Below are 22,944 nucleotides of genomic sequence, written 5' to 3' on the forward strand. Positions count from 1 at the left end.
TCAGGCCATGAAAAGGATAACCAGGTATAGCGTAAGCCAGAGCGCTCCCAAAAAATGCCAGTACGTGTTGAGCATCGATAACTGGAGTCGGCGGTAAGGATCGCGGATGAAGATGAGGCTGCGTACCCCATCGTTAGCCATATGGGCGGTTTTGATCAGGAGGAAAGCCAGGAAGATCATGCCGCCGAGTAAGTGCAGAAGATGCAGCGCTGTGATCAGGTATAGGTAACTCCCGGAAGCCTTGCCGGTGAAATATGCACCGGATAGAGTCAGTTCGCGCCACCCCAGGATCTGGGCCCCAATGAAGGCAACCCCCAACATAAAAGTCAGCGCCAGATAGCGGGTCATTTTGCGAAGCTTATCCTTCTTGTAAATGCGGGGAACCTTGTTGATGGTGTAGCTGCTAAACAGTAGCAACAGCGTGCTCACGCTGAAAAACTTAGGAAGGGAAAACTGCTCACTCCCAAATCCGCCCGTTCGAACAAAGGCAACAACCAGCACAAAGAAAAGCACGGCAATACCGACCATACTCAGGTATAGCAACATCCGTATCGGGTGCAGATGCTCTATTTTGCCAAATGCTGAGCCTTGGCGTGCGTCTACCTTGTTCTTTCTATCCTGATTCATGTCGAGTCATCTCCCCGAGCATTCCCGCCTTATGGCTGTGGGCCTCCTCTGTTCAATTTGGATTAAGGGTAATTTATCTATTTCTATATACCATCTAGAGGGGGTTATAGTTTTGAAAATGCATCACAAAAAATAAGATTTTACGGACTTGCTTCCGTTAAAGGTCCGATTGTCCAGTCCAATACAAGCCTCAGCCTGTTTCCGCAAAATTTACTGTCATAAAAGCCTGCTCGCCGCTTTACCTTTCTTAGCTGTTTTGCGTTAGCAGAAGTACATGCCACAACAAGTCCGTTTATGACAAAATTTCTACTGCCTATACTTTGCATTATCCTGTTAACCGTTACTGCGCAGGCGCAGCAGCACCGTATCCCTTACACAGCCAATAATACTATTCAAATCAGCCTGGAGGGGGAGCGCAGCTTGTACGATTACCAGTCCAATAAAATGCTGGTGCGATACGATCAGAATACGCGTAAACTTGAATGCCTCCTGCCGATCGAGAACTTGCTGCCAGCCAATGACTCCAGCCCGGTTTCCATGGTTCAGGATATCTTTTTCGTATCCCGCTACCCGGACCTGTACATCGAGATCGAAGCGCCTATCGAGCAGATCAATGCCGGTAACCGAAACAGACAGACCTTGAACAGCAGGGTCTTCATCAATATACAAGGAGTCATTAAAGAGATAGTTGTCCCTGTCACGTTCACACCTGATCGTAACATGATCACCTTCAGTGCCAGTTTTGAACTGATGCTGCAGGACTTGCGCCTGCGTGTGCCCGCCCGCTACACGTCCAGGTTGACGGGGCGGATGCTGTTCACGATACGCAGTGCCCGTTGGGCTGACCTTGGGAACCGATAAAACAAATTGCCATGCGCCTATTGCAGGCTGCCCGCCACCGTAAAGGAATACAGGTATATAACATCGCCCGTCTGTACCTGCTGCTATTTGTCCAACTGCTAAGTGGGTCAATGGCCAGCTATGCCCAAAAAGTAGGATTGGTACTGAGTGGTGGTGGAGCCAAAGGTATAGCGCACGTGGGCGTACTCAAGGCGCTGGAAGAAAACAACATCCCGATCGATTACATCGTGGGCACTTCTATGGGTGGAATTGTAGGAGCGCTTTATGCCGCCGGCTACTCTCCTGCCGAGATCGAATACCTGATTCACACTGAAGCCTTTCAGGCCTGGGCCACTGGCAAGCCAGAGCAGAACTATACCTACAACTTCGCCTCCCCCGACCCCAACCCTGCTCTGCTTAAGCTGCATGTAGCGATCGATTCGACTTTTCAGGCCAAGCTCACTTCCAATCTTGTGAACGATGCTTCGCTCAATTTTGCCCTGGCGCAGCTCCTCTCCCAGCCTGCCGCCCGCGCCGGCTATGACTTTGACAAGCTGATGGTCCCTTACCGCTGTGTGGCAGCTGACATTTTCACGCAGCAACAAGTGATCCTGCGCAAGGGGCAGCTGGCAGATGCCGTGCGGGCCACGCTTACAGTGCCTTTGTTTTACAAGCCCATCCGGATTGAGAAGCGGCTGTTATTTGATGGCGGACTCTACAATAACTTTCCGGTGGATGTAGCCCGAAACGACTTTAATCCGGATATTATCATCGGCGTGAATGTCTCTTCCAAAACCTACAGTGAGTACCCCTACGACAAAGATGACTTTGACCTGGCTTATACTTTGCTCTATGCCATGATGTCGAACTCCGACTCCACAGATCTTAATGAGAAGGATATCTATCTGCAGCCCGAACTTGGGAACCTGACCTCCCTCGACTTTAAAAACGTCGAGGACTTCTTCGCCGCAGGCTACAAGGAGACAAACAAAAACATGGAGCAGATCCTGCAGAAAATAAAACGTAGGGTGAGCGCCGCTGACCTGGGTGCAAAGCGCGAAAAATTCAGAAGCGGCTTTCAGCCACAAATCTTTCGCAACGTTGAGATTCAGGGATTGAAAGGGAATCAACAGGACTTTGTTGAGCGCTTTTTCAGAAGCTCACAGGAGAACGGCTACTCCATGCAGGACGTCAAAACAGGCTATTACCGATTGGCAGCCATTGACAACTTCCGAAACCTCTACCCGACCATGCGCTACAATGCCCAGGCGAAGGCCTATGACCTGCACTTGAATGTGAAGAAGGAAGATGGTTTGAAAATAGCATTGGGAGGCGTGCTGGCCTCTCGCCCCATTGACAACATTTACGCTGGTCTGGAGTATAGCGTGCTTGGCCGTCAACTCTATACCTTCGCTGGTAGTTTTCAGACGGGTCGTTTTTATCAGGGCGCCCAACTTCGCACACGTATCGATGTGCCCGCCAGCCTACCCTATTATGTTGAACCTGCTTTTACCTACAATCACTGGAATTTTCTATCTACCACAGGTTTTTTGCTGGAACGAAACAATGTACCGCTGTTGGAACAAACCGACCGAAATTTTGCTCTCAACCTAGGCTTCACAAACACCTACAAAGGTAAGCTGGTACTGAGTACGGCCTATGCGCAGCACATCGACAGGTATAGCAATCGTCTTGAGATACAGCGCTCCGATACCCTCGACCGCACCGCAACGAGCGGACTGACAGTAAGCGCCACTTTCAGACGTGGAGGACTGAACCGGAAGCAGTATCCTTCCGGCGGACGCATGTTTACGGCCACAGGTCGTATGGTCAGCGCGACCGAGAAATACACACCCGGCTCTACTGCCAATGAACTACCCGGACAATCTCAAGACCACAGCTGGTTTTATGGCCGACTGCTTTTTGAGAACTTCTTGGGCAGCGGGAGCCATCGTTTCGGTTACCGACTCGAAGGCGTGCTCTCTACACAGCCTTTTTTTAGCAACTATCGCTCAACCCTGACCATAGCACCTGCTTTTCACCCACTGGCAGATAGCCGCACCTTGTTCCTGGATCGTTTTCGGGCGCATGAGTTTGTGGCAGGAGGACTGCAATACGTATACCTGATCACACCTCGGCTGGAGGCTCGCACAGAAGGCTACTTGTTCCAACCATACCGACCCATCCTCCAGAACGATGACCAGCAGCCCTACTACGGTAAACGATTGACAGGCACTGGTGTAGCGGCCACAGCGGCTGTTGTGTACCATGGCATACTGGGTCCTGCCGCCCTCAGTCTCAACTACTATAACGACCAGACCAAAGAATGGGGCGTGCTGTTTCATCTGGGCTTTTTGCTTTTCCAAAACAGAGCATTGGAGTAATTAAAAAGAGGTTTATCAGCCGTTCAGGAGCGTATACCTGCTTTTTAGCGGGATCAGTCTGCAACGCTTTTGCGCTTAGTGGATAATCTTTATATTTGACCTTCACAACCAATCCCACACCTGTATGAAAAGATTATTTGTCATGCTACTGGCAGCTGCCGCAATGCAGTCCTGCTCGCAGACCGAAACAACCAACGAGGGTCAGGCTACCACTGAAGCCGTAGCCGAAACCGAGGCGAATGCCTACGGCGCTACATTCGCGGAAACAGACGTGCTCTCAGCCGGCCAGTTGCAGCAAGCTGTTAGCGGAAACGACTCTATACAGGCTACAGTTGCTGCCGAGATCGTGCAAAGCTGCCAGTCAAAAGGATGCTGGATGGATGTGAAACTGGAAGACGGCAGCACGATGAAAGTAACGTTCAAGGACTATGGCTTCTTCCTGCCGGTAGAAGACCTGTCAGGCAAAACGGCGGTATTTACAGGTATGGCCAAGCATGAAGTAATTTCCGTGGAGGACCAGCGCCACTTTGCTGAGGATGCAGGCAAGTCAGCCGAGGAGATTGCAGCCATTACCCAACCAAGAGAAGAGTTGCGCTTCGTAGCCGAGGGCGTGAAACTGAAATAGTCGTTTACGCGATACCTATACCTGAGCGGCTGTTCGAAAGAGCAGCCGCTTTCTTATGTCTTGCGCTATACCTTATATCTGGTTTAGCAGGTCCATTTTGTGCTGGCTCAGGTATTCGTTCGCGTCCTGCGAGTGTGAGAAATGCAGTGGCGTCCCGCTACTTATACAATGAGACACAGATTAAAAGTGGCCGGAGTCCGCCCGTTCGATCATACTCGTAGGACGTGAACGAGTATAGTTGGTTTTTAAGTTAACGGATAACTCAACCGCTCCAATACCTAGGTTAGCGACATTCTCGGATATAAGATTTTAAAACCAGTGGTACTTGGCAGCCTGCGCCCGGTTCTCTATTTTTACAGACCAAACAGAAATACCTTATGGCCTTAGCACACGATCCGGCTACTGAGATTCAGGAGCTCACCCAACGTATAAATTACCTTAACTACCAATACTACCAGAACAGCATTTCAGAAGTCAGTGACTACGACTTCGATATGATGCTGGAGCGACTCCAGCAACTGGAGCAGCAGCACCCGGAACTGCGCCAGCCCAACTCCCCTACCCAGCGTGTAGGTGGCACCATCACCAAAAGCTTCAAGACGGTACAGCACAAGTATCCGATGCTTTCACTGAGCAATACCTATTCCGAGGAAGACCTGCGTGAGTTTGACAAGCGCGTGCGCAAAATAGTAGGCGACGAAGTGGAGTATGTGTGCGAGCAGAAGTTCGACGGCGTGGCCATCAGCCTCACCTACGAGAATGGTGAGTTTGTGCAGGGCGCCACCCGCGGCGACGGCACACGTGGCGATGATATCACAGCCAATGTGCGCACGATCCGTGACATTCCGTTGCAGGTGCACGGCAGTGGTTTCCCGGAAAGTTTTGAAGTGCGTGGCGAGGTGTTTCTGCCCTTGCAGGTGTTCGAACAACTCAATGCCGAACGCGAAGAATCCGGCGAGCAACTGCTGGCCAATCCACGCAATGCGGCATCGGGCACGCTCAAGCAGCAGGACTCGGCCATTGTGGCCAGCCGCAAACTGGGGTGCTTCTCTTACGGCTTCATGAGCTCACCTAATCCATTTGACACACATTCAGAGAGTCTGCAGGCCATCCAGAAATGGGGGTTCAAGGTATCGGATACCTGGCGCAAGTGCAGCTCCATCGATACCGTGCTGGACTACATCAATGAGTGGGAACAAAAACGCCATGAGCTACCAATCGCTACAGACGGCGTGGTGGTGAAAGTGAACAGCTATGCCCTGCAGGAGGAGCTGGGCTATACCGCCAAAAGTCCGCGCTGGGCGATTGCTTATAAATATCCGGCCATGAGCGCTGTGAGCCGCTTGCTTGACATTCAGTATCAGATCGGCCGTACTGGTGCCGTTACCCCTGTGGCCATCATGGAGCCGGTGCTGTTGGCCGGAACGGTCGTAAAACGTGCTTCTGTGCATAATGCCAATGAAATCCAGCGCCTGGACCTGCGCTTGGGAGATATAGTGCACGTGGAGAAAGGCGGCGAAATTATACCGAAGATCACCGGTGTGGATTTCAGCAAACGCCCTGCTGACTCACAGCCAATCATCTATCCAACACACTGCCCGGCCTGCGGCACTGAACTGGTACGCACTGAGGGTGAGGCGAACTTCTACTGCCCGAACGAGGAAGGTTGCGCACCGCAGATTATGTCTAAGCTGGAGCACTTTATCTCCCGCAAAGCCATGAACATCGACGAGCTTGGCCCGAAAACCATTGAACAGCTGTACAAAGCTGGCTTGGTACACAATGTGGCCGATCTGTATGATGTGACGTTTGAGCACTTAGTGAACCTGGAGCGCATGGGCGAGAAATCGGCCAACAACATCCTCAACAGCTTGGAGAAGTCGAAGCAGACGCCTTACGACCGCGTGCTGTTTGCGCTGGGTATCCGCTATGTGGGAAGCACTGTCGCCAAAAAACTAGCTGAGCAGTTCCCCGATATCGAAGCACTGCGTGGCGCACTGTATGAAGAACTGATCGCTGTAAACGAGATTGGTGACCGGATCGCACAGTCGCTGATACAGTACTTCGGCAGACCAGAGCACCAGGAACTGATCGAACGATTGAAGGCCGCTGGTCTGCAGTTCAAGGGTGAAAGCACCGCTCCTGAAATGGAAAGCGATAAACTGGAAGGCAAGACCTTTGTGATATCGGGTGTGTTTGAAAGCGTGAGTCGCGAGGAATTGCAGCGCATCATTGTCAGCCACGGCGGCAAAGTGGTCAGCTCTATTTCGGCCAAACTCTCATACCTGGTAGCCGGCGACAAAATGGGACCCTCTAAACTCGAGAAGGCAAATAAACTCGGCATTACCATTCTGTCTGAGGATGAGTTTTTAGGGATGGTCAGCCAATAATCTGAACGCTTTTATAATAAGTAAGCGCCGGTCTACAAGAGGCCGGCGCTTACTGATTTACAAACAAACAATAAAAACAATTAAACTCTGATACAGGCCGCAAAGCCCGTCTTCCCGACACAGCATACAGCCGGGAGGTATGCTACAAATGGAGGCATTTAAGCTGACAAATAAAAATGAAATAGACGAACAGCCCAAAAGGATATACAAACAACCGTTTCTATCCTTTACCGGTTTAATCTTTTAAATTGCAGATTTGATAGGGCTGGTTAGCCCTTCTGTATAGTATAAGGCCTGGTTTATATGGAAGCGTCGTAATATTGCTTAACTTCAGCAATAGACTGATATCTAAACAAGTGCTTACCCGACCTATTTAGTGGAAATAATTAGTAGAACGAGAGATTGAAATGTTCCTTCTGACATCTATCTTCTGCTACAGTTTCTGATTACTAGCTGTCGCAGCACTCGCTTTTACTACCCATAAGCAACATATGGCCTTGAACTTAGTAGCCCTACCACCATTTACCATGAAGAAGCGGTACAAATTAGCCATACATGTGGCAGCCTGGGCATTTTTTGGAGCTTGGATCTTTTACATTCAATTTCAGCGTGGTCTTACCTTTAACAAGGCGATCGACTCGCTGGTAGGGCTGAGCTTCGCCATGATGATCTTCTACCTCAACTGGTATGTGCTTATACCTCGGTTTCTGGCCAGAAATCAAATTTTCGGATACCTCGGAGTTGTCCTGCTTACATTGACAGCCGTCGCACTGGTACGCTCTCCGCTCGACTTCTACGTTTTCCGGGAGTTCAATCCGGGCATGACAATGCTCTACTCTTCCGACCGCATCCTTAACTATGTGCTGGCTGGCTTGATCGTGGTGTTCATCAGTTCGGCCCTGAAAGTTACAGGCAATTACATCCGAAACGAGCGACGCAACAAGGAACTGGAGAACCAGAAGCTGGCTGCTGAGCTGAACTTCCTGAAGTCGCAGGTAAATCCACACTTTCTCTTCAACACCCTCAACAACATCTACTCACTGGCCTATAAGCAGTCACCCGAGACGCCCGATGCTATCATGAAGCTTTCGCTTTTGATGCGTTACATGCTCTACGAAAGCAACGACACGCTGGTGAGCCTGGAGAAGGAAGTCGAGCATATCCAAAACTTCATTGACCTGCAGAAGCTGCGCCTACGTGAGCAGACCAGCATCCGCCTGAACGTAGAAGGTGACACATCCGGTAAACAGATTGCACCGATGCTACTGATGACGCTGGTAGAGAATGCTTTCAAACACGGACTGGTGAGTCGCAACGAGGTGGGCATTACGCTCAACCTGGTGGTAACGGATGATTGGCTGCAATTCTCGACGGTAAACAATAGCAGCACGCACAAAAAAAAGGACTTTGGCGGCATTGGTTTGCAAAATCTAAAGCAACGCCTTAACTTGCTCTACCCTCACCGACACGAACTGTATTTAGAAGAGAAAGACGATACATTCTTTGCTTCGCTGAAACTGTACTTCCAACCAAAAAAGTAAACCTATGACCATCCGCTGCCTTGCCGTTGACGACGAGCCGCTTGCCCTTGACATCATTGAGAGCTATGTGAGCAAACTGCCATTTCTCAAACTTGTGAAAACATGCTCCAGCGCCACGGAGGCCATGCAAGTGTTGCAGGAAGAGCAGATTGACCTGATGTTCCTGGACATCGAGATGCCTGAACTCACTGGGATACAATTTCTGAATATTCTTAAGCACCAGCCGCTGATCATTTTCACGACGGCCTATCCCAACTACGCACTCGAAGGCTTCAACCACGACGCAGTGGACTACCTCCTCAAGCCTATCCCTTACGACCGTTTCCTGAAAGCTGTAACCAAAGCGCAGGAACGCCTGCAGCGCAGCCAGAAAGTAACGGAAGTTCCGGCAGCAGCGCCTGCACCCCATGCGCCTGAACAGGATTTCATGTTTGTGAAAGCCGACTACAAAACCGTGCGCGTCGACTTTGCAGACATTCTCTGGATCGAGGGCCTGAAAGACTATATCATCATCCAGACCAAAGACCACAAGATCATCACGCTGCTAAGTATGAACAAGGCCATGGAAAAACTGCCGGAGTCGAAGTTCATGCGCGTGCATCGTTCCTTCATTGTTGCCCTGCACAAGATTGACAGCATCGAAAAGAGCCGCATTCGCATCGGCAACAAAGAAATTCCGATTGGTGAGGTATACAAAGACCACTTCCTGCACTGGGTAGAGGAGAATAATATACAGTAGTATTTCGTAAAATAATCATAGCTGGCATCCTTATACGCTCAGGCAAGCACTTGCAGATTCCGTTGGATAGTTCGAACTTCGTGCTTTAGAAAAACAGCGCATGATACAAGATAACTTAAAAGGAACGGGTGTTGCTTTGGTAACCCCTTTTGCCAGCAACATGGATGTGGACTACGACGGCCTACGCCAATTGCTTGATTTCACCATAGAAGGTGGTGTGGAGTACTTAGTAGTGAATGGCACTACGGGCGAGTCCGTGACGACGACGACTGAAGAAAAAGCCGAAATTCTGGCTTTTGTGAAGAAGCATGTGAATGGTCGTGTGCCGTTGGTATACGGTTTGGGTGGCAACAGCACACAGCACGTACTAGACACGATCCGGAAGACGGATCTGGAAGGTATAGCCGCTGTCCTTTCAGTGAGTCCCTACTATAACAAACCTTCACAACAGGGTATTATCCAGCATTATACGCAGATCGCCGATGCCTGTCCGGTGCCGGTTATCCTATACAACGTGCCGGGTCGCACAGGGAGTAACATAGCTCCTGAAACGACCGTGCGGCTGGCAGGGCACAGCAACATCATTGGTATCAAAGAGGCGTCGGGTAATCTGGAGCAGTGCATGTACATTGCCAAACACAAGCCTGCCGACTTCCTGTTGATCAGCGGTGACGACATGCTCACCCTGCCAATGATGGCTTTCGGAGCCGTGGGTGTGATCTCCGTACTGGCCAATGCCTTCCCGGAGAAGTTCAGCAACATGATCCGCCTGGGTCTGGCTAACCAGTTCAAAGAAGCGACTGACTTGCTTTTCGACTTCGTGGACATCAACCCGATGATGTATGAAGAAGGCAATCCAGTGGGTGTGAAGGCACTGCTGGAGCGCTTTGGTGTATGTGAAGGCGCCGTGCGCCTTCCGTTAGTGGAAGCTTCAGCGGGATTAAAGGACCGACTGTATAAGAATCTCTAGCTCCAGGTATAGCAGCTAGAACAGGAAGGTTGACATAAGTCAGCCTTCCTGTTTTTTTATTCACCCAAAAGATATTTTCGCTATATTCGTTTTCTACTATCCTACTACCCAATTACCATGCGTATACCTGCGATCCTGTTTTTAGCTTTGAGCATGGCGGCCTGCAACAACTCTCCGGACCAGACACAGGACAGCAAAACAGATCATACGCATTTATTAGAAACCGACTCAAGCTTGGTGCAAGCGCCTGACTCGGCCACCCTACCTCCTGACGACGAATTAGAGCACTATATCCCGGACACTACTGGTCTAAGTCCCGAACCCAACACAGCTGCGAAAATTCTTATTGAAGGACGCTTCCATAAACACGAAGTCTGGCAAGGTGCGGAAAACAAAAGCTGGATGGCCCTGGTACAGGAAGACAGCGTTTTCAAACTGCAGCCCAGCCGCCTACAGGTCACTACGTTCTTTGATCCGGTGTTCGACAAAGGCCGACCGGTACGATCAGGACGTGAGGTACGCGGCGAACACCCTAACACGCTGCTATTCATGACAGGTATAGCCAAACTGCAGGCCAATGCCGTGGATACCGTGGGCTACCCGCAGCAGGTAATCCTGCCCAATACATCCATGGATCTCAGCTTCAAAGGCAAGACCTATACCTTAACTGCCAGCGGCGACAGTATACAGCAGGAAGGATCGGAGTCTTACTCAGTCCAGAATTACAAGTGGACGGTGACGGGCACTAAAAACGGTCGCAAGATCACACAAGAGTTGGCATCTGATGATAACTTCGAGAGTGCGATCTATGTGCTCCTATGGGTCGGTGACCTTGACCGCGACGGTATACCGGATCTGGTGGCTGACCTTTCCAACCATTTCAACAATTCCAAGGTCACACTTTTTCTGTCATCACTGGCGGAAAAAGGGAAGCTCTATAAGAAAGTGGCTGACTTTAAAACGGAAGCTTATCCCGAAATCGCCAGTCCTGATAGCCTGGCAAAACCCTGAATTTGACTTAAGGCTATATATCTGCAAAATCAAACGCAAGGTATAGCCGTGAGAAAACACCGGGACGAACTAGAAATCGACAAAGACATTGATTTGGAAAGTATAGCGGTAGCTCTTTTTGTGCTGGCTGTTTTTCTACCTGTCCCCTACAAGAATGAACACGCCATTCTGGAGAAAGACGTCAAAATCACGATCATCCCGAAAGATTAAGATCAGAAAGAAATAGAAAAGGTATAGCTCCGCAAGCTATACCTCACAATTTCAACCAATAAGGCACTGCTCAACACAGTCATTACTTATCAGTCAGCACGTACTTTGACTCCACTTCTTTTTTAATATTCTCGAGCCCATCCTCAAACTCCTCTCCTACAGTGCTATCGATCAGTAAACCTGAAAATTTCCGGATGGGATTGTCCCCCATATATTTATCAAAGTGCCAGGTGAGTTTGGTGCCGTCTTCAGTTTCCTCTAATACGAAGGTACTGTGTGCTTTATCGTTTTCATCAAATTCAAGATTAGTAACTAAGCGGCTTGGTGGCTCAGCGGCAACAACAGTGACAACGCTCTGCCCTATACTACGTCGCTGACTTGTCCAGTTATACTGAGCGCCTACGGGCGGCCCAGCGTAACTGAGCGATTTGCCGGAGTCAATATGGTGACCAGGCAGCCATTTAGGCCAGTTTCGCAAATCGCTGAGCTGTTCATAGGCTATATCGGCAGGCGCATTGATGATGATATCGCGCTGTAAATGAATCTGGCGAGGCAAACTAATAGATATCACGCCCAGTATGGCGATTAAAGTAACTGCTCCAAGCAGGAAAGACTTTAACACATGCATATAAGTTTATTGTAAACGTAAAATTTTATCAATCCAAAAGAATTTAATACAATTCAATAAATGTCCTGGAAAATGAAAAAAACCACAGCTGTTACGCTGTGGCCTTTCTCAGATGGAAATTCAATACTAATGTATAGTCACTTATACGCAATAGTGAAAAAAAGTATACAATATCGAACAACCATTTTAAAACCTTGATTCCTAGTATCTTCTACTCTGATCGCGTGAGCCATAATGGTCATCGCCGAAATCCCGAAACTCGTCTGCATTGCCATAAGAGGCATCATGGCGGTAGCCGTGGTTGCCGCGGCTGTCGAAGTCACGGTACAGGTCACCCTCTTCGGGGTTGTCATAATTGGGGTTATACCCGGTGCTGTAACGGTAACGTGTCCGGTCAAAGCTGTCTGGGTTGTGAAACTGCGGATTGCCGCGGCTGATACGTCCCAGATCGTTTTCAGAACCATGCGGTAGTCCGTACTCATCATGTCGCGGCACACCACTGTAATTGTTGGTGTCATAGGTGGTGTTGTAGTAATCCTCCATGTTGCCACGGTAGTTTCCTTCGCGCATGCGTGGCTCCTCGTGTCTCGCCCGGTACTGCCTTCCAGCTCCTTCGTCTTCGGGTCTTCTGTCCCAATCGCGGCGTTCGCCACGGTACTGCTGCTGGCGTGGATATTCCTGTTGATTATGGCGATCGAAGTCCCCGTAATTATAATCTCTGTTATCTTTCATTGTTTTACTTTATTAAAATAACAGCCGCAACAGAGCATTCTGTTGCGGCTGTTTGGTTTTACAAATTAGTGTCGGTTATGCCGGTCTTCGGAACGGCGCTGTGAGCGGTTCTCCTGTCCCCAGCGGTTCAGGTTGCTGTAGTGACTGTCTTCACCAAAATGGTCACGTCCCTCTGTGTAATTACGACCGGAGAAGCCTCCGCTGTAATCGTTATCATACGCAGGGTTGTTCATTTCATAACGGCGGTATGACTCGTAATCACCTCTGGAAGAGTGCCCATAGTATTCATCATCACTTCCTCCACGGTTACGGCTTACATCATGTCCAAATGACTCATTATACCTGTCGGAACGCCTGCTGGAATTGCCTGAACGGCGCAAATCATCGTAATCACGGTCGCTGTAGTCAGCCTGCGGATCGTAGTGACGTCCCGAGTTGTGATCATCGTTTGGCACGTAGCTCATGCCATAAGGGTTGTCCTGCCCACTGCGGTTGCGGGAAGCGAATTCATCGCCGCTGTATTGTGCACCGCCTGGCTGAAAGCGCCCCTGGCGGGAGCCATATTCATGGTCAATGTTGGTGTTAAAAGATCTGGTATCATGATAGTCGTCTTCCTGCGCACCATAGCCTCTGTTGAAGTTGGAGTCTACGGTGTAGTTGCCGCGGTCTGAGTTTTCGCCATGGTGATGGCCATGCGCCCAGCGCGGTTCCATGTTTCGATTATCACGGTTTTCTTCTCTGTTGTTTCTCATAGCGTTGTGTATTTATTACTTACATGTACTGCTAGTGTTTACGGGCATGCCCCCGCTTTGGGTTAATTAGAAGGTGTAAACTCCCTTTTCGATTGTTCGTTTATAGAGGGTATACCAATCAAGATAAAACTATGAAAAGCTATAATAACTGGCAGGACCGGCGGGATGATCGCAGACGCGACGAACGCCGTCCGGATGAATCACAGTACAGAGGCGCTTACCGCTTGGAGGAAGACGAACACTACAGCACTTATAACCGCTCCCGCCAAAATGATGGGGGGAACCCAGGTCGCGACCGCTACAACGATGACCAGGGCGGCGACTACGTGTACCGCCGCAGCCGTAACCTGCAGGACAACGACGACTATACCCAGCGCCAATACCAGCAAAGCTACCGCGGAGATAATGCAAGACAAGGGGACTCTAACAACTTCGGTGGCCGCTACGGAGGCAGCGCAGGTATGCGTGACAATCGATCCCGCTACAACGATAGTAGTGACAGAGAACGCAATGGCGGCCAGCAATACGGCGACCACTATGGCCGTCGTACATCAGGCAACTTTGATGGCGACTACAGGCCGGACAACTACCCGCACCGCCATAACGAAAACTATGGCAATAGTGCCGGCTCTCTGAGCTTCGGTTACGACGGCGACCGCAATTCTGATCCGGATTATAACCGTCGCTATAACCCTATGACCGGCGAACTGCGCCAGCGTCAGAGCAATTACGAGCAGCGCCAGCCGCGTCGCTATGGCCCACCTGACCGCACCGGTTCTAACCCGGATTATGACCGCTACTAATAAAGCGGCAAAACCTTGGGACCGATTCAGAGTAAAACTTAATACAACTAAAGCATATTGAAGATGAACGCAGATAAGAATAAAGACCAGAATAAAGATCAAAACAAAAACAATATCAACGAAGGCAACAAAGTGCCTAATATCCATCCGACCGCCAAGAAGAATCCATCAGAGCAGATTCCACGCTCTGAGGAGAGCGATCAGGCCGGTCGCGCCATGGGCAACGAGCCACGCAGTGGTGGCCGTCAGGGTGGCAAAAGCGTGGAAGACGGCGGACAGGATGTCGGCAGTAGCGCTGGCAGCCGCTAGACTTAAATCATATTGGCTGAGGAAGGCTGGGGATGACCCGGCCTTCCTTTTTTTATGCCTGCCCTAATTTCGTATCTTTGGCTATACCTGCTTCGCCCTTCACAAGGTATATGCAGGTATAGCCACTTAAGTGAAGCAGGCTTTATAGATGAATAAACTCAACCCACAGGATCACTTAGTCATCATCGGCAACGGCATCGCAGGCGTTACCCTGGCGCAGCGTGTGCGACAGCGAAGTGGTTGCCGCATCACCATTGTGTCGGCGGAGTCGCGGCTGCACTTTTCCCGCACCGCCCTGATGTATGTGTACATGGGCCACATGCGTTTTCGGGATATCGTGCCTTATGCCGACTGGTACTGGCAGGAACAGAAGATAGAGCTCGTGCATGACTATGTAGAGCGGGTGGAAACAAGCGAAAAAAAGCTGGTGCTGCGCGAAGGCGCCCCCCTTCATTACGACAAACTGGTGCTGGCCACCGGCTCCAATGCCGCTTATTACAACTGGCCCGGCCAGACTTTGAAAGGTGTACAAGGTCTCATCTCGTTACAGGATCTGGAACTGATGGAAGCCAATACGACAGGTATACAGCAGGCTGTGATCATAGGCGGCGGTCTGATCGGTGTGGAGATGGCCGAGATGCTTCTAAGCCGCGGCATCGCCGTGACCATGCTCATACGGGACAAACTGTACTGGCACAATGTGCTGCCAGCAGAAGAGGCCCGGTTGGCTACCAATCACATTCATCAGCACGGCATCGAACTCTTGCTCCAAGAAGAACTGAAAGAGATCCTGCCTGATGCAGAAGGTCGGGTACGCGCCATCCAGACGCGCAGTGGCAAGGAGCTGCTCTGCCAGTTTGTGGGTATCACCACAGGCGTGAAGCCGAATGTGGAATTCCTTAAAGGCGCAGGTATAGAAATCGACCGGGGTATATTGGTAAACGAGTTTTTCGAGGCCAGTCAGCCTGATGTATACGCCCTCAGTGATTGCGCCCAGTTCCGGAACCCTGCGCCGGGTCAGCCGATGATGGAGCAACTCTGGTATACCGCCCGTCTGCATGCCGAAGCATTGGCCTCGACCCTACGCGGCGACCGTACCCCTTACCAGCGGGGACCGTGGTTCAACTCTGCTAAATTCTTCGACATCGAATACCAGACTTATGGCATGGTTCCTCCCCTTTTCACGGAGCAACAGGAATCGCTGTACTGGCAGAACAATGAAGCGACCAAGGCTATTCGCCTGCTATATGATAAAGAGACTGCGAAGCTGCTAGGTATAAATTTGCTCGGTATACGCTACCGTCACGACCTGTGCCACCACTGGCTGCAGCAAGGCTATACCTTGCACGAGGTCATGCAGGAACTACCAGCCGTTAACTTCGATCCGGAGTTTTTCCAGCGCTACGAAGAGGCGCTGCTGCGCCAGTACTATACTCGTTTCCCGGACCAACAGCCGCCCGTTAAACAAAACAACTGGTGGGAGCTGCGTAAGCGTTTCGGTCTGTTTTCTGATTCTACTTCCTGTTAACTACTGATACTACAGATGTCTACTGCTGTCATTCAACATACTTCCACCACCTCTTCTACCACTCCGCAGAGTGCTTTGAAGATGACCGGTCTATTACTGATCAGCATCGGACTGTTGGGTATACTGGTAGCTGCCGTAGGAGCTGATTATCTCTCCCCTGTTCTCACCGGACTGGGCGGTACGCTTATTTTTACAGTTGGCTCCCTGCTTTACATCTGGCAAAGCCGCCGGCACAAATCACCCGCTGAACAAAACCACGGACTCTGGCAACAGGATGCCACCTCACGTGGTGCTTCGGCATGGGTTATCGGCTTTGTGCTCACAGGGTTTTATGTGTTGCTCTACTGGTTCCCGGACACGTTGCAGGGATTGATACAAGCCGTAGAGCCCCTGAGCCAGTGGCTGCGCGGCCGCTCCAGCGACCAGTGGTTTCTGTATGGCACTTTCTATACCCTGGCCATCCTGATCATGGGGGTATACGCGCTGCTCAAGTACCGTACCAGCCGCTACCACATCATCCGCACTATCTCGGTCATGTTCTTTCAGTTGGGTTTTGCCTTTCTGCTGCCTGCCTTTTTGCTGATGCTCAACCAACCGGAGTACTACTTCAGCTATTTCTGGCCGCTCAAATACGACTATCTCTTCCCGAGCACGGTAGACTATCTCGTGCGCGATGGCGCTGCCTTGGGCGTATTCATGGTGTTCTGGGGTGCGGTGTTTTCCTTTCTGGCTACGCCGGTGCTCACTTACTTCTATGGCAAGCGCTGGTACTGCTCCTGGGTATGCGGCTGCGGCGGACTCGCCGAAACCGCCGGTGACCCTTACCGACATCTCTCCGACAAAAGCCGCAAAGCCTGGCGCTGGGAAGTGGCCATTATCTACCCCATTTTAGGATTTGTCATACTCACGACACTATTTCTATGGGTCAACTCCTGGAGTGAGGGTCGCTTGCTGGGTGATCTTTCGGGTGGCTTTGCCCAGACATATGGCTTCTTTATCGGGGCCATGTTCTCGGGCGTGATCGGCGTGGGCTTTTATCCGCTCATGGGCAACCGGGTATGGTGCCGCTTCGGCTGCCCCATGGCCGCTTATCTGGGCCTACTTCAAAAGCACTTTTCCCGCTTCCGCATTTCGACCAATGGCGGACAGTGCATCTCCTGCGGCAACTGCTCTACCTACTGCGAAATGGGTATTGATGTGCGCTGGTATGCGCAACAGGGCGAGCCGATCATCAGGGCCTCCTGTGTGGGCTGTGGTATTTGTGCACACGTATGTCCACGGGGCGTGCTGAAGCTGGAAAACGGACCACAGGAAGGCCGCTATGCCGGGTCCCCGCTGATCGGGCGTGACGAGCTGCGGATTTTGAATTAACCCATAAAAGCATCGCGGGCACCTGCTTTTGACAAGTGCCCGCGACGCGTTTAAGATAACAGGCTAGCCGAGGCTATACCTGTAAGTGTTACTGCAATTCTTCCTGCTCCATGTACTCCCACATGGCATCTTCACTGGCGCCGATCTTAGCCGCGTAAAGCAGCATTGTAGTATAAACGGCAATCAACAGGAAACTAAGTGGGATAGAGAATACAAAAGATACAACAAGCGTCTTAACCGGATCTGGCTTCGTTTTCATTTTGGTAGATGCATACCAGAAAAAACAGATGTTAAAGATGCCGGCAAGCGCAATAAAATTGATGATATCTAACATTGGCTAAAAGTTAAACGTTTTTGTTGATCATTCCCAAGAAGCATGCCATTCGGTGTATTAAGCCCAAAAGCACACAATTTAGTTCAAATCAGTTGCTTGTGTATTTTGTAAGGTAAGAATTACTTATGCGTTTTTACTTAAACAGCATAGTGCAATTTATATGACTTAATCATAAATCACAATAGAACATTCCAAAAATTTTAATAATTATTTAACATATTCCAAAAAAGCCCTTTAAATGGCCTAAACGCATCTACAATTAAGTATAAACACCTAGCACTCAACATTGTGCATTGGTCTTCTCTAAAAACGCCTAAAATAACATCCCGGGAAAAAACAACGGCATGCAGCGTATCTGTCAAATTACCTGATCTCCATAGCATTCAACCCTATGTAGCCATAGATCACTGAAAAGTACATCCGTGTCGCCTTAACGGGGTTTATAGAGAACGTACTACGTTATCGTGGCTATAAATTGATAGCTTGGATATGTTTCCTTTGGTCAAACGGTCGGCGAAAATGATGACTTTGTACCAGAAAAATCCCTGGCCCTTTTGAGGAGTCTTTACCCATCTTTTCCTCTTAAGAGCAACCTCTAGCTACATAGTCTCTTCGATCAGTATGTATTGCGCATCGACTTACATGTTCTCTAAAGCGTGTAAGTAATGTTGTTACTATTTACTGCTACCTCAACTACCCTGATATTTAACATTAACGATAATCACTAATTAAAAATACATATCAGTTAAATACAATTTATATATAACTCACACTAATATTAGCTCACACAGAATGCTCTCAAAAACCAGCGATTTAATTAATTAACTAAATTTACTATAAACTAAATAACTATATACCGATTACCCCGTACTTTAAAAATACAATACTCACCCAATAATATGTTTTTAATTTTATAGTATTTAATAAAGGACACGCCTGCTGCTAAAGCACACTCCTTTATATGTTAAATCTTTTTAAGGGACGTCGCCATGGAAATTACCAACCACACCTCGCACCAGAATCGCCATATCTTCTTTGTAAAAGGCCTTGTGAAACAGCAGGCCCTCGATAAAATCCGTCAGGCAATTGCCGAAGCTCCTGCAGACTGCACCAAGGAACTTTGGATTGACTGCTCTCACGTGAACCGCCTGCACCTGACCAACAGCAGCATTTGTTCTTTCGTGAGTGAACTGCTCAAGATCCGGAAGCAGGATGTAAAGGTCGTGCTATGCGACATGAACGCTACCACCGAGCGTCTGTTCAGCTTGCTGCGCCTCGACACGCTTTTTGCTAAAGCCAAGTCTTTTGAGGAAGCCAAAGAAGAAAAACACCAGAAAGTCGCCGCTTAAGCAAACTGACTTACTACTAAAACAGAAGGAGCGCCCGTGTATTCACGGGCGCTCCTTCTGTTTTAGTAGAATAGTATACTACAGACTCATGGTCAGTATCTGTTCTACATCCGCTACCTGTATATCGGCCCGTTCGCCCAGGTTCTTCACACCGCGTTCCTCGAAACGCTTTACGATCTCCTGGATGGTGGTTTTGTCTACATCGTAGTCTTTGAGTTTGGTGCGAATATCCAGCGATTCAAAGAAATCGGCAGTAGCCTGCACCGTGGCCTCAATACGCTCTTCCTCACTGCCTTGCTTGATGCCCCATACCTGCTCGCCGTACTGCAGCAGCTTTTCCTTTTTATTGTCGCGCTTGTAACGCAGCAGCGATGGCAGCACGATGGCCAGGGTACGGGCGTGGTCGATACCGTGCAGGGCGGTCAGTTCATGGCCGATCATGTGGGTAGCCCAGTCGGTCGGCACACCTACCCGGATCACACCGTTCAGGGCCATGGTGGCGCACCACATAATGTTAGCAGCCGTGTCGTAATCGGTTGGATTTTGCAGGGCTTTCGGCCCCTCCTCTCTCAGCGTGATCAGAATGGACTCCGCCAGACGGTCCTGCAGCGGCGCGTTCACCGGATAGGTCAGGTATTGCTCCAACACGTGTGTGAAGGCATCCACAATACCATTGCTTAGCTGGCGCAAAGGCAACGAGTAAGTCGTTTCCGGATCAAGGATCGAGAATTTCGGGAATGTAAGCGGCGAACCGAAAGAAAGTTTCTGTCTGGTTTCCTCCCGCGTAATCACCGAGCCAGAGTTCATTTCAGAACCTGTGGCCGGCAAGGTAAGCACCGCACCAAAAGGAATGGCTTTGGACACAGGCGCCTTCTCGGAGCAGATCGTCCAGGGGTCGCCGGCTTCGAAAGGTATAGCTGCCGCTATGAATTTAGCGCCATCGATGACGGAGCCGCCACCAACGGCCAGAATATAATCTACCTGCTCTTTCCTGGCTAACTCTACTGCCTGCATCAGGGTCTCGTAGCGTGGGTTAGGCTCTATGCCGCCAAACTCTACTACTTTATGCCCTTTCAAAGCATCCATCACCTGCTCGTATACTCCGTTTTTCTTAATGCTTCCGCCACCATAGGCCATCAGCACGCGTGCCTCAAGCGGCACCTCTGTTGCCAGAGCAGCTATCTGCCCTTTGCCGAAAATGATCTTAACCGGATTATAAAAAGTGAAATTGTTCATAAAGATGAAATGTGCTAATTAGTTTGTGTTGTAATCTGCCACTTTCACGAGCAGCTTGCCGGTGTTTTCTCCCTTAAACAAGCCGAAGAAGGCCTGTGGCAATTGATCAAAGCTTTCTACTATATGCTCTTCGTACTGCAATTTACCAGCTTTTAGCCAGTTTACCAGTTCTTGTGCCGCCTCCGGAAACCGGCTTGCATAGTCACTCACGATAAAGCCCTTCATCAAAGCGCTCTTTTTCAAAAGGATAGGCTCTACCCGCGGACCAGTCGGAACGGATGTGGCATTATAATGTGCGATCTGTCCACAAACCGCAATACGGGCGAATTTGTTTAGCAGGCTATACACGGCATCCGAGATCTCTCCGCCTACGTTGTCGAAGTACACATCTACCCCATCAGGACAGGTGGCTGCCAGTGCCTCCCGCATATTCTCCGTGGTTTTGTAATTGATGGCCTCGTCAAAGCCAAGTGTGTTTTTGAGGTAGTCGGTTTTGTCATCAGAACCGGCTATACCGATCACACGACAGCCTTTGATCTTGGCGATCTGACCGACTACGGTACCTACCGCTCCTGCCGCTCCGGATACCACTACCGTTTCTCCCTCCTTCGGCTCGCCGATGTATAGCAGGCCGCAGTAGGCCGTCATGCCCGGCATACCCAGTATACCTAAGTGGTAGCTCAGCGGCGCCAGGTCCGGGTCCAGCGGACTGAGGCCTTTGCCGTCGGAGATGCTGTGTGTTTGCCAAGGCAGGTTACCCAGCACTACGTCACCAGTTTTATACCTATCGTTGCGGCTTTCCACGACTTCCGCTACCACACCGCCCGCGATGGGCTCGTTCAGGTTATAAGGTGCCACATAGGATTTGGCATCGCTCATGCGGCCGCGCATGTAAGGATCTACCGACACGTAAAGCGACTTTAGAAGCAGCTGTCCCTCTTGCAGGCCGGGGAGTTCCTCCTCCTTGAATTCAAAATTTTCCTCCGTCGGCATGCCCTGCGGACGACTCTTCAATAAAATGCTCTTGGTTTTCATAGGCTCAGATTTATATACCTATTAGTGTATGCGAAACCAGTTGTAGGGGTTATGGTTTTCTTTGAATAAAGCTGTCTGAAAGCAAAAAAGGATGCTACTGGCCCTATTGCCAGTAGCATCCTTCTCAGTAAAATAAAAACAGTGAATTACCGCTCTATTGTCTTGAATATCATGTGCGTCAGGAAATCCTCCAGCTCACTGCCGCCATCTTCGTGTATATCCGTCAATGAAGGCAGGTGCAAGGCAAAGAACTTCTGGTAATGTGCACTCTCAGCAATGGTAGACACGAGTGAAGCCGGGTACTTGTAATCCGGGTTGATCTCATGCACGATATCGGCTATCCGCTTGCACAGGCGCTTGTAACTTAAGAAGAAACCCTCCTTGTTGTTTGCATCCACCTCCTTGGTTAGATAGGCTTTGGCCGACTCAGCCACCACAATACGCTGCAGTGTCACCTCGTCGATATGCTCAAAGTCCATGTCATTCTCAATGCGGCCTGACAGAATGCTGATTGCGATGCGCAGCCGGTCTTCAGCCGGACCAATGTTGTTTATCGCAAACACCAGCCTGTACTCCAGCCAGTTCCAGTACCAGGAAATCAGGTATGAGAGCAGCATATGCTTGCTCTCAAAGTACCTGTAGATCGTCGCCTCAGTGCTTCCGATGCGCTCGGCCAGTTTTTTGAAGGTGAAGGACTCCAGGCCCAGTTCGTCGATCAGAAAAATGCCGTGTTTAATAATATCACGCCCTTTTTCTGATGACTCAGGATCTTTGAGGTATACCTTCTCCTCTACTTTGATTTTAATATTTGCCAGCAAGTTCCTCATGCAGGGTTTCCGTCATGTTTTCAACATCATCATAGAAGGTCACCACGCCAGTTTCCACGTCGTACATACCGCCTACGATGCCAATCTCACCTTTCTCTATCATTTCGCGAAGAATCGGGCTGTTTTTCTTGATCTCACCTACAGTCCATACTACATTGGTCTCGGCTACTTTCTCTACAAACTCACCGTTTTTAGAGCTTCTGTCACCGTCGTACGCCACAGCGTTCACGGACGGCTCGATCTTGTGCAGCAGTGTGCTCAGGTTGCCCATCTCTACATGGTCGCAGGCTCCTTTGATGGCACCACACTTGCTGTGACCCAGCACAACGATCAGTTTGGAACCAGCCACTTTGCAGGCAAACTCCATGCTGCCCAGGATGTCTTCATTCACGATGTTACCGGCGATACGAGCGCTGAAGATATCTCCCAGGCCCTGGTCGAAGATCAACTCAGCCGATGTGCGGGAGTCGATGCAGCTCAACACAATGGCAAAAGGAAATTGGCCTTCAGAAGTTTCGTTGACCTGCTGCAGCAGATTGCGATTTACTTTCAGGTTGCTCACAAAGCGCTCATTGCCCTCTTTCAGGATTTCTTTTGCGCGCTGCGGGGTCAGTTCTGCCTGTGTTTCTTTGTTTTGCGTTCTCATGGATTTAAATATTTTTTAATCGGTGGATAATACTTTTTTAGCAACTAGCCAGACAGA

23 protein-coding genes are annotated in these 22,944 nt (G+C 49.8%); 14 read left to right on the top strand and 9 right to left on the bottom strand.

What is annotated here, in order from left to right:
- Positions 1 to 627 carry a cytochrome c oxidase subunit 3 gene (locus tag AC5FX6_RS05525; protein WP_493596022.1) on the bottom strand — a complete coding sequence of 209 codons (627 nt, stop codon included), beginning with the start codon at positions 625 to 627 and terminating at the stop codon, positions 1 to 3.
- Positions 628 to 921: 294 nt separating this feature from the next.
- On the opposite strand from AC5FX6_RS05525, the gene AC5FX6_RS05530 reads away from it, so the two are divergent.
- The 9 genes from AC5FX6_RS05530 to AC5FX6_RS05570 all read left to right on the top strand — a co-directional run bounded on the left by AC5FX6_RS05530 (position 922) and on the right by AC5FX6_RS05570 (position 11,337).
- On the top strand, positions 922 to 1,488 hold the full coding sequence (locus AC5FX6_RS05530) for a hypothetical protein (RefSeq protein WP_493596023.1): 567 nt from the start codon (positions 922 to 924) through the stop codon (positions 1,486 to 1,488).
- An 11-nt stretch (positions 1,489 to 1,499) separates the two neighbouring features.
- A complete protein-coding gene (locus tag AC5FX6_RS05535) occupies positions 1,500 to 3,851 on the top strand; it encodes a patatin-like phospholipase family protein (protein WP_493596024.1) in 2,352 nt (783 codons plus the stop codon).
- A gap of 124 nt (positions 3,852 to 3,975) precedes the next feature.
- The gene (locus AC5FX6_RS05540; protein ID WP_493596025.1) at positions 3,976 to 4,476 is read left to right on the top strand and encodes a DUF4920 domain-containing protein; all 501 of its coding nucleotides are present in this window, start codon (positions 3,976 to 3,978) and stop codon (positions 4,474 to 4,476) included.
- Between the two features lie 377 nt (positions 4,477 to 4,853).
- Positions 4,854 to 6,866: an NAD-dependent DNA ligase LigA gene (ligA, locus tag AC5FX6_RS05545; protein ID WP_493596026.1), complete on the top strand. Its 2,013-nt coding sequence runs from the start codon at positions 4,854 to 4,856 to the stop codon at positions 6,864 to 6,866.
- Between the two features lie 527 nt (positions 6,867 to 7,393).
- The gene (locus AC5FX6_RS05550; RefSeq protein ID WP_493596027.1) at positions 7,394 to 8,407 is read left to right on the top strand and encodes a sensor histidine kinase; all 1,014 of its coding nucleotides are present in this window, start codon (positions 7,394 to 7,396) and stop codon (positions 8,405 to 8,407) included.
- 4 nt (positions 8,408 to 8,411) lie between these two features.
- Positions 8,412 to 9,146: a LytR/AlgR family response regulator transcription factor gene (locus AC5FX6_RS05555; RefSeq protein WP_493596028.1), complete on the top strand. Its 735-nt coding sequence runs from the start codon at positions 8,412 to 8,414 to the stop codon at positions 9,144 to 9,146.
- 100 nt (positions 9,147 to 9,246) lie between these two features.
- On the top strand, positions 9,247 to 10,116 hold the full coding sequence (gene dapA / locus AC5FX6_RS05560) for a 4-hydroxy-tetrahydrodipicolinate synthase (RefSeq protein ID WP_493596029.1): 870 nt from the start codon (positions 9,247 to 9,249) through the stop codon (positions 10,114 to 10,116).
- Positions 10,117 to 10,233: 117 nt separating this feature from the next.
- Positions 10,234 to 11,127 carry a hypothetical protein gene (locus AC5FX6_RS05565; protein WP_493596030.1) on the top strand — a complete coding sequence of 298 codons (894 nt, stop codon included), beginning with the start codon at positions 10,234 to 10,236 and terminating at the stop codon, positions 11,125 to 11,127.
- A gap of 48 nt (positions 11,128 to 11,175) precedes the next feature.
- Positions 11,176 to 11,337, top strand: coding sequence for a hypothetical protein (locus tag AC5FX6_RS05570; RefSeq protein WP_493596031.1), 162 nt, complete (start codon positions 11,176 to 11,178; stop codon positions 11,335 to 11,337).
- Positions 11,338 to 11,419: 82 nt separating this feature from the next.
- On the opposite strand, the gene AC5FX6_RS05575 is transcribed toward AC5FX6_RS05570, so the two are convergent.
- The 3 genes from AC5FX6_RS05575 to AC5FX6_RS05585 all read right to left on the bottom strand — a co-directional run bounded on the left by AC5FX6_RS05575 (position 11,420) and on the right by AC5FX6_RS05585 (position 13,449).
- Positions 11,420 to 11,959, bottom strand: a complete 540-nt coding sequence (locus tag AC5FX6_RS05575) for an SRPBCC family protein (RefSeq protein ID WP_493596032.1) — start codon at positions 11,957 to 11,959, stop codon at positions 11,420 to 11,422.
- Between the two features lie 207 nt (positions 11,960 to 12,166).
- Entirely contained in the window at positions 12,167 to 12,697 is a 531-nt protein-coding gene (locus AC5FX6_RS05580) for a hypothetical protein (protein WP_493596033.1), read from the bottom strand.
- A 65-nt stretch (positions 12,698 to 12,762) separates the two neighbouring features.
- Positions 12,763 to 13,449 (bottom strand): hypothetical protein, encoded by a 687-nt coding sequence (locus AC5FX6_RS05585; protein ID WP_493596034.1) that lies wholly within the window; start codon positions 13,447 to 13,449, stop codon positions 12,763 to 12,765.
- A 131-nt stretch (positions 13,450 to 13,580) separates the two neighbouring features.
- On the opposite strand from AC5FX6_RS05585, the gene AC5FX6_RS05590 reads away from it, so the two are divergent.
- The 4 genes from AC5FX6_RS05590 to AC5FX6_RS05605 all read left to right on the top strand — a co-directional run bounded on the left by AC5FX6_RS05590 (position 13,581) and on the right by AC5FX6_RS05605 (position 17,460).
- Positions 13,581 to 14,252 (top strand): hypothetical protein, encoded by a 672-nt coding sequence (locus tag AC5FX6_RS05590; RefSeq protein ID WP_493596035.1) that lies wholly within the window; start codon positions 13,581 to 13,583, stop codon positions 14,250 to 14,252.
- A 63-nt stretch (positions 14,253 to 14,315) separates the two neighbouring features.
- Positions 14,316 to 14,561 (top strand): hypothetical protein, encoded by a 246-nt coding sequence (locus AC5FX6_RS05595; RefSeq protein WP_493596036.1) that lies wholly within the window; start codon positions 14,316 to 14,318, stop codon positions 14,559 to 14,561.
- A 148-nt stretch (positions 14,562 to 14,709) separates the two neighbouring features.
- A complete protein-coding gene (locus AC5FX6_RS05600; protein ID WP_493596037.1) occupies positions 14,710 to 16,089 on the top strand; it encodes an NAD(P)/FAD-dependent oxidoreductase in 1,380 nt (459 codons plus the stop codon).
- A gap of 15 nt (positions 16,090 to 16,104) precedes the next feature.
- Positions 16,105 to 17,460, top strand: coding sequence for a 4Fe-4S binding protein (locus AC5FX6_RS05605; RefSeq protein WP_493596038.1), 1,356 nt, complete (start codon positions 16,105 to 16,107; stop codon positions 17,458 to 17,460).
- 88 nt (positions 17,461 to 17,548) lie between these two features.
- Here the strand turns inward: AC5FX6_RS05605 and AC5FX6_RS05610 are convergent, their stop codons facing one another.
- Positions 17,549 to 17,794, bottom strand: coding sequence for a hypothetical protein (locus tag AC5FX6_RS05610; RefSeq protein ID WP_007652719.1), 246 nt, complete (start codon positions 17,792 to 17,794; stop codon positions 17,549 to 17,551).
- 989 nt (positions 17,795 to 18,783) lie between these two features.
- On the opposite strand from AC5FX6_RS05610, the gene AC5FX6_RS05615 reads away from it, so the two are divergent.
- Positions 18,784 to 19,143, top strand: a complete 360-nt coding sequence (locus AC5FX6_RS05615; RefSeq protein ID WP_493596039.1) for an STAS domain-containing protein — start codon at positions 18,784 to 18,786, stop codon at positions 19,141 to 19,143.
- A 78-nt stretch (positions 19,144 to 19,221) separates the two neighbouring features.
- Here the strand turns inward: AC5FX6_RS05615 and AC5FX6_RS05620 are convergent, their stop codons facing one another.
- From AC5FX6_RS05620 to AC5FX6_RS05635, 4 genes are all read right to left on the bottom strand, one after another.
- The gene (locus AC5FX6_RS05620; protein WP_493596040.1) at positions 19,222 to 20,379 is read right to left on the bottom strand and encodes an iron-containing alcohol dehydrogenase; all 1,158 of its coding nucleotides are present in this window, start codon (positions 20,377 to 20,379) and stop codon (positions 19,222 to 19,224) included.
- Positions 20,380 to 20,397: 18 nt separating this feature from the next.
- Positions 20,398 to 21,414 (bottom strand): NADPH-dependent curcumin/dihydrocurcumin reductase, encoded by a 1,017-nt coding sequence (gene curA, locus AC5FX6_RS05625; protein ID WP_493596041.1) that lies wholly within the window; start codon positions 21,412 to 21,414, stop codon positions 20,398 to 20,400.
- Positions 21,415 to 21,560: 146 nt separating this feature from the next.
- The gene (locus tag AC5FX6_RS05630) at positions 21,561 to 22,241 is read right to left on the bottom strand and encodes a TetR/AcrR family transcriptional regulator (protein ID WP_493596042.1); all 681 of its coding nucleotides are present in this window, start codon (positions 22,239 to 22,241) and stop codon (positions 21,561 to 21,563) included.
- The gene (locus tag AC5FX6_RS05635; protein WP_493596043.1) at positions 22,216 to 22,887 is read right to left on the bottom strand and encodes a carbonic anhydrase family protein; all 672 of its coding nucleotides are present in this window, start codon (positions 22,885 to 22,887) and stop codon (positions 22,216 to 22,218) included. The genes AC5FX6_RS05630 and AC5FX6_RS05635 overlap by 26 nt, the downstream gene beginning before the upstream one ends.
- Between the last annotated feature and the right edge of the window lie 57 nt (positions 22,888 to 22,944).

It is taken from the genome of Pontibacter sp. LHS2 (assembly GCF_058932845.1).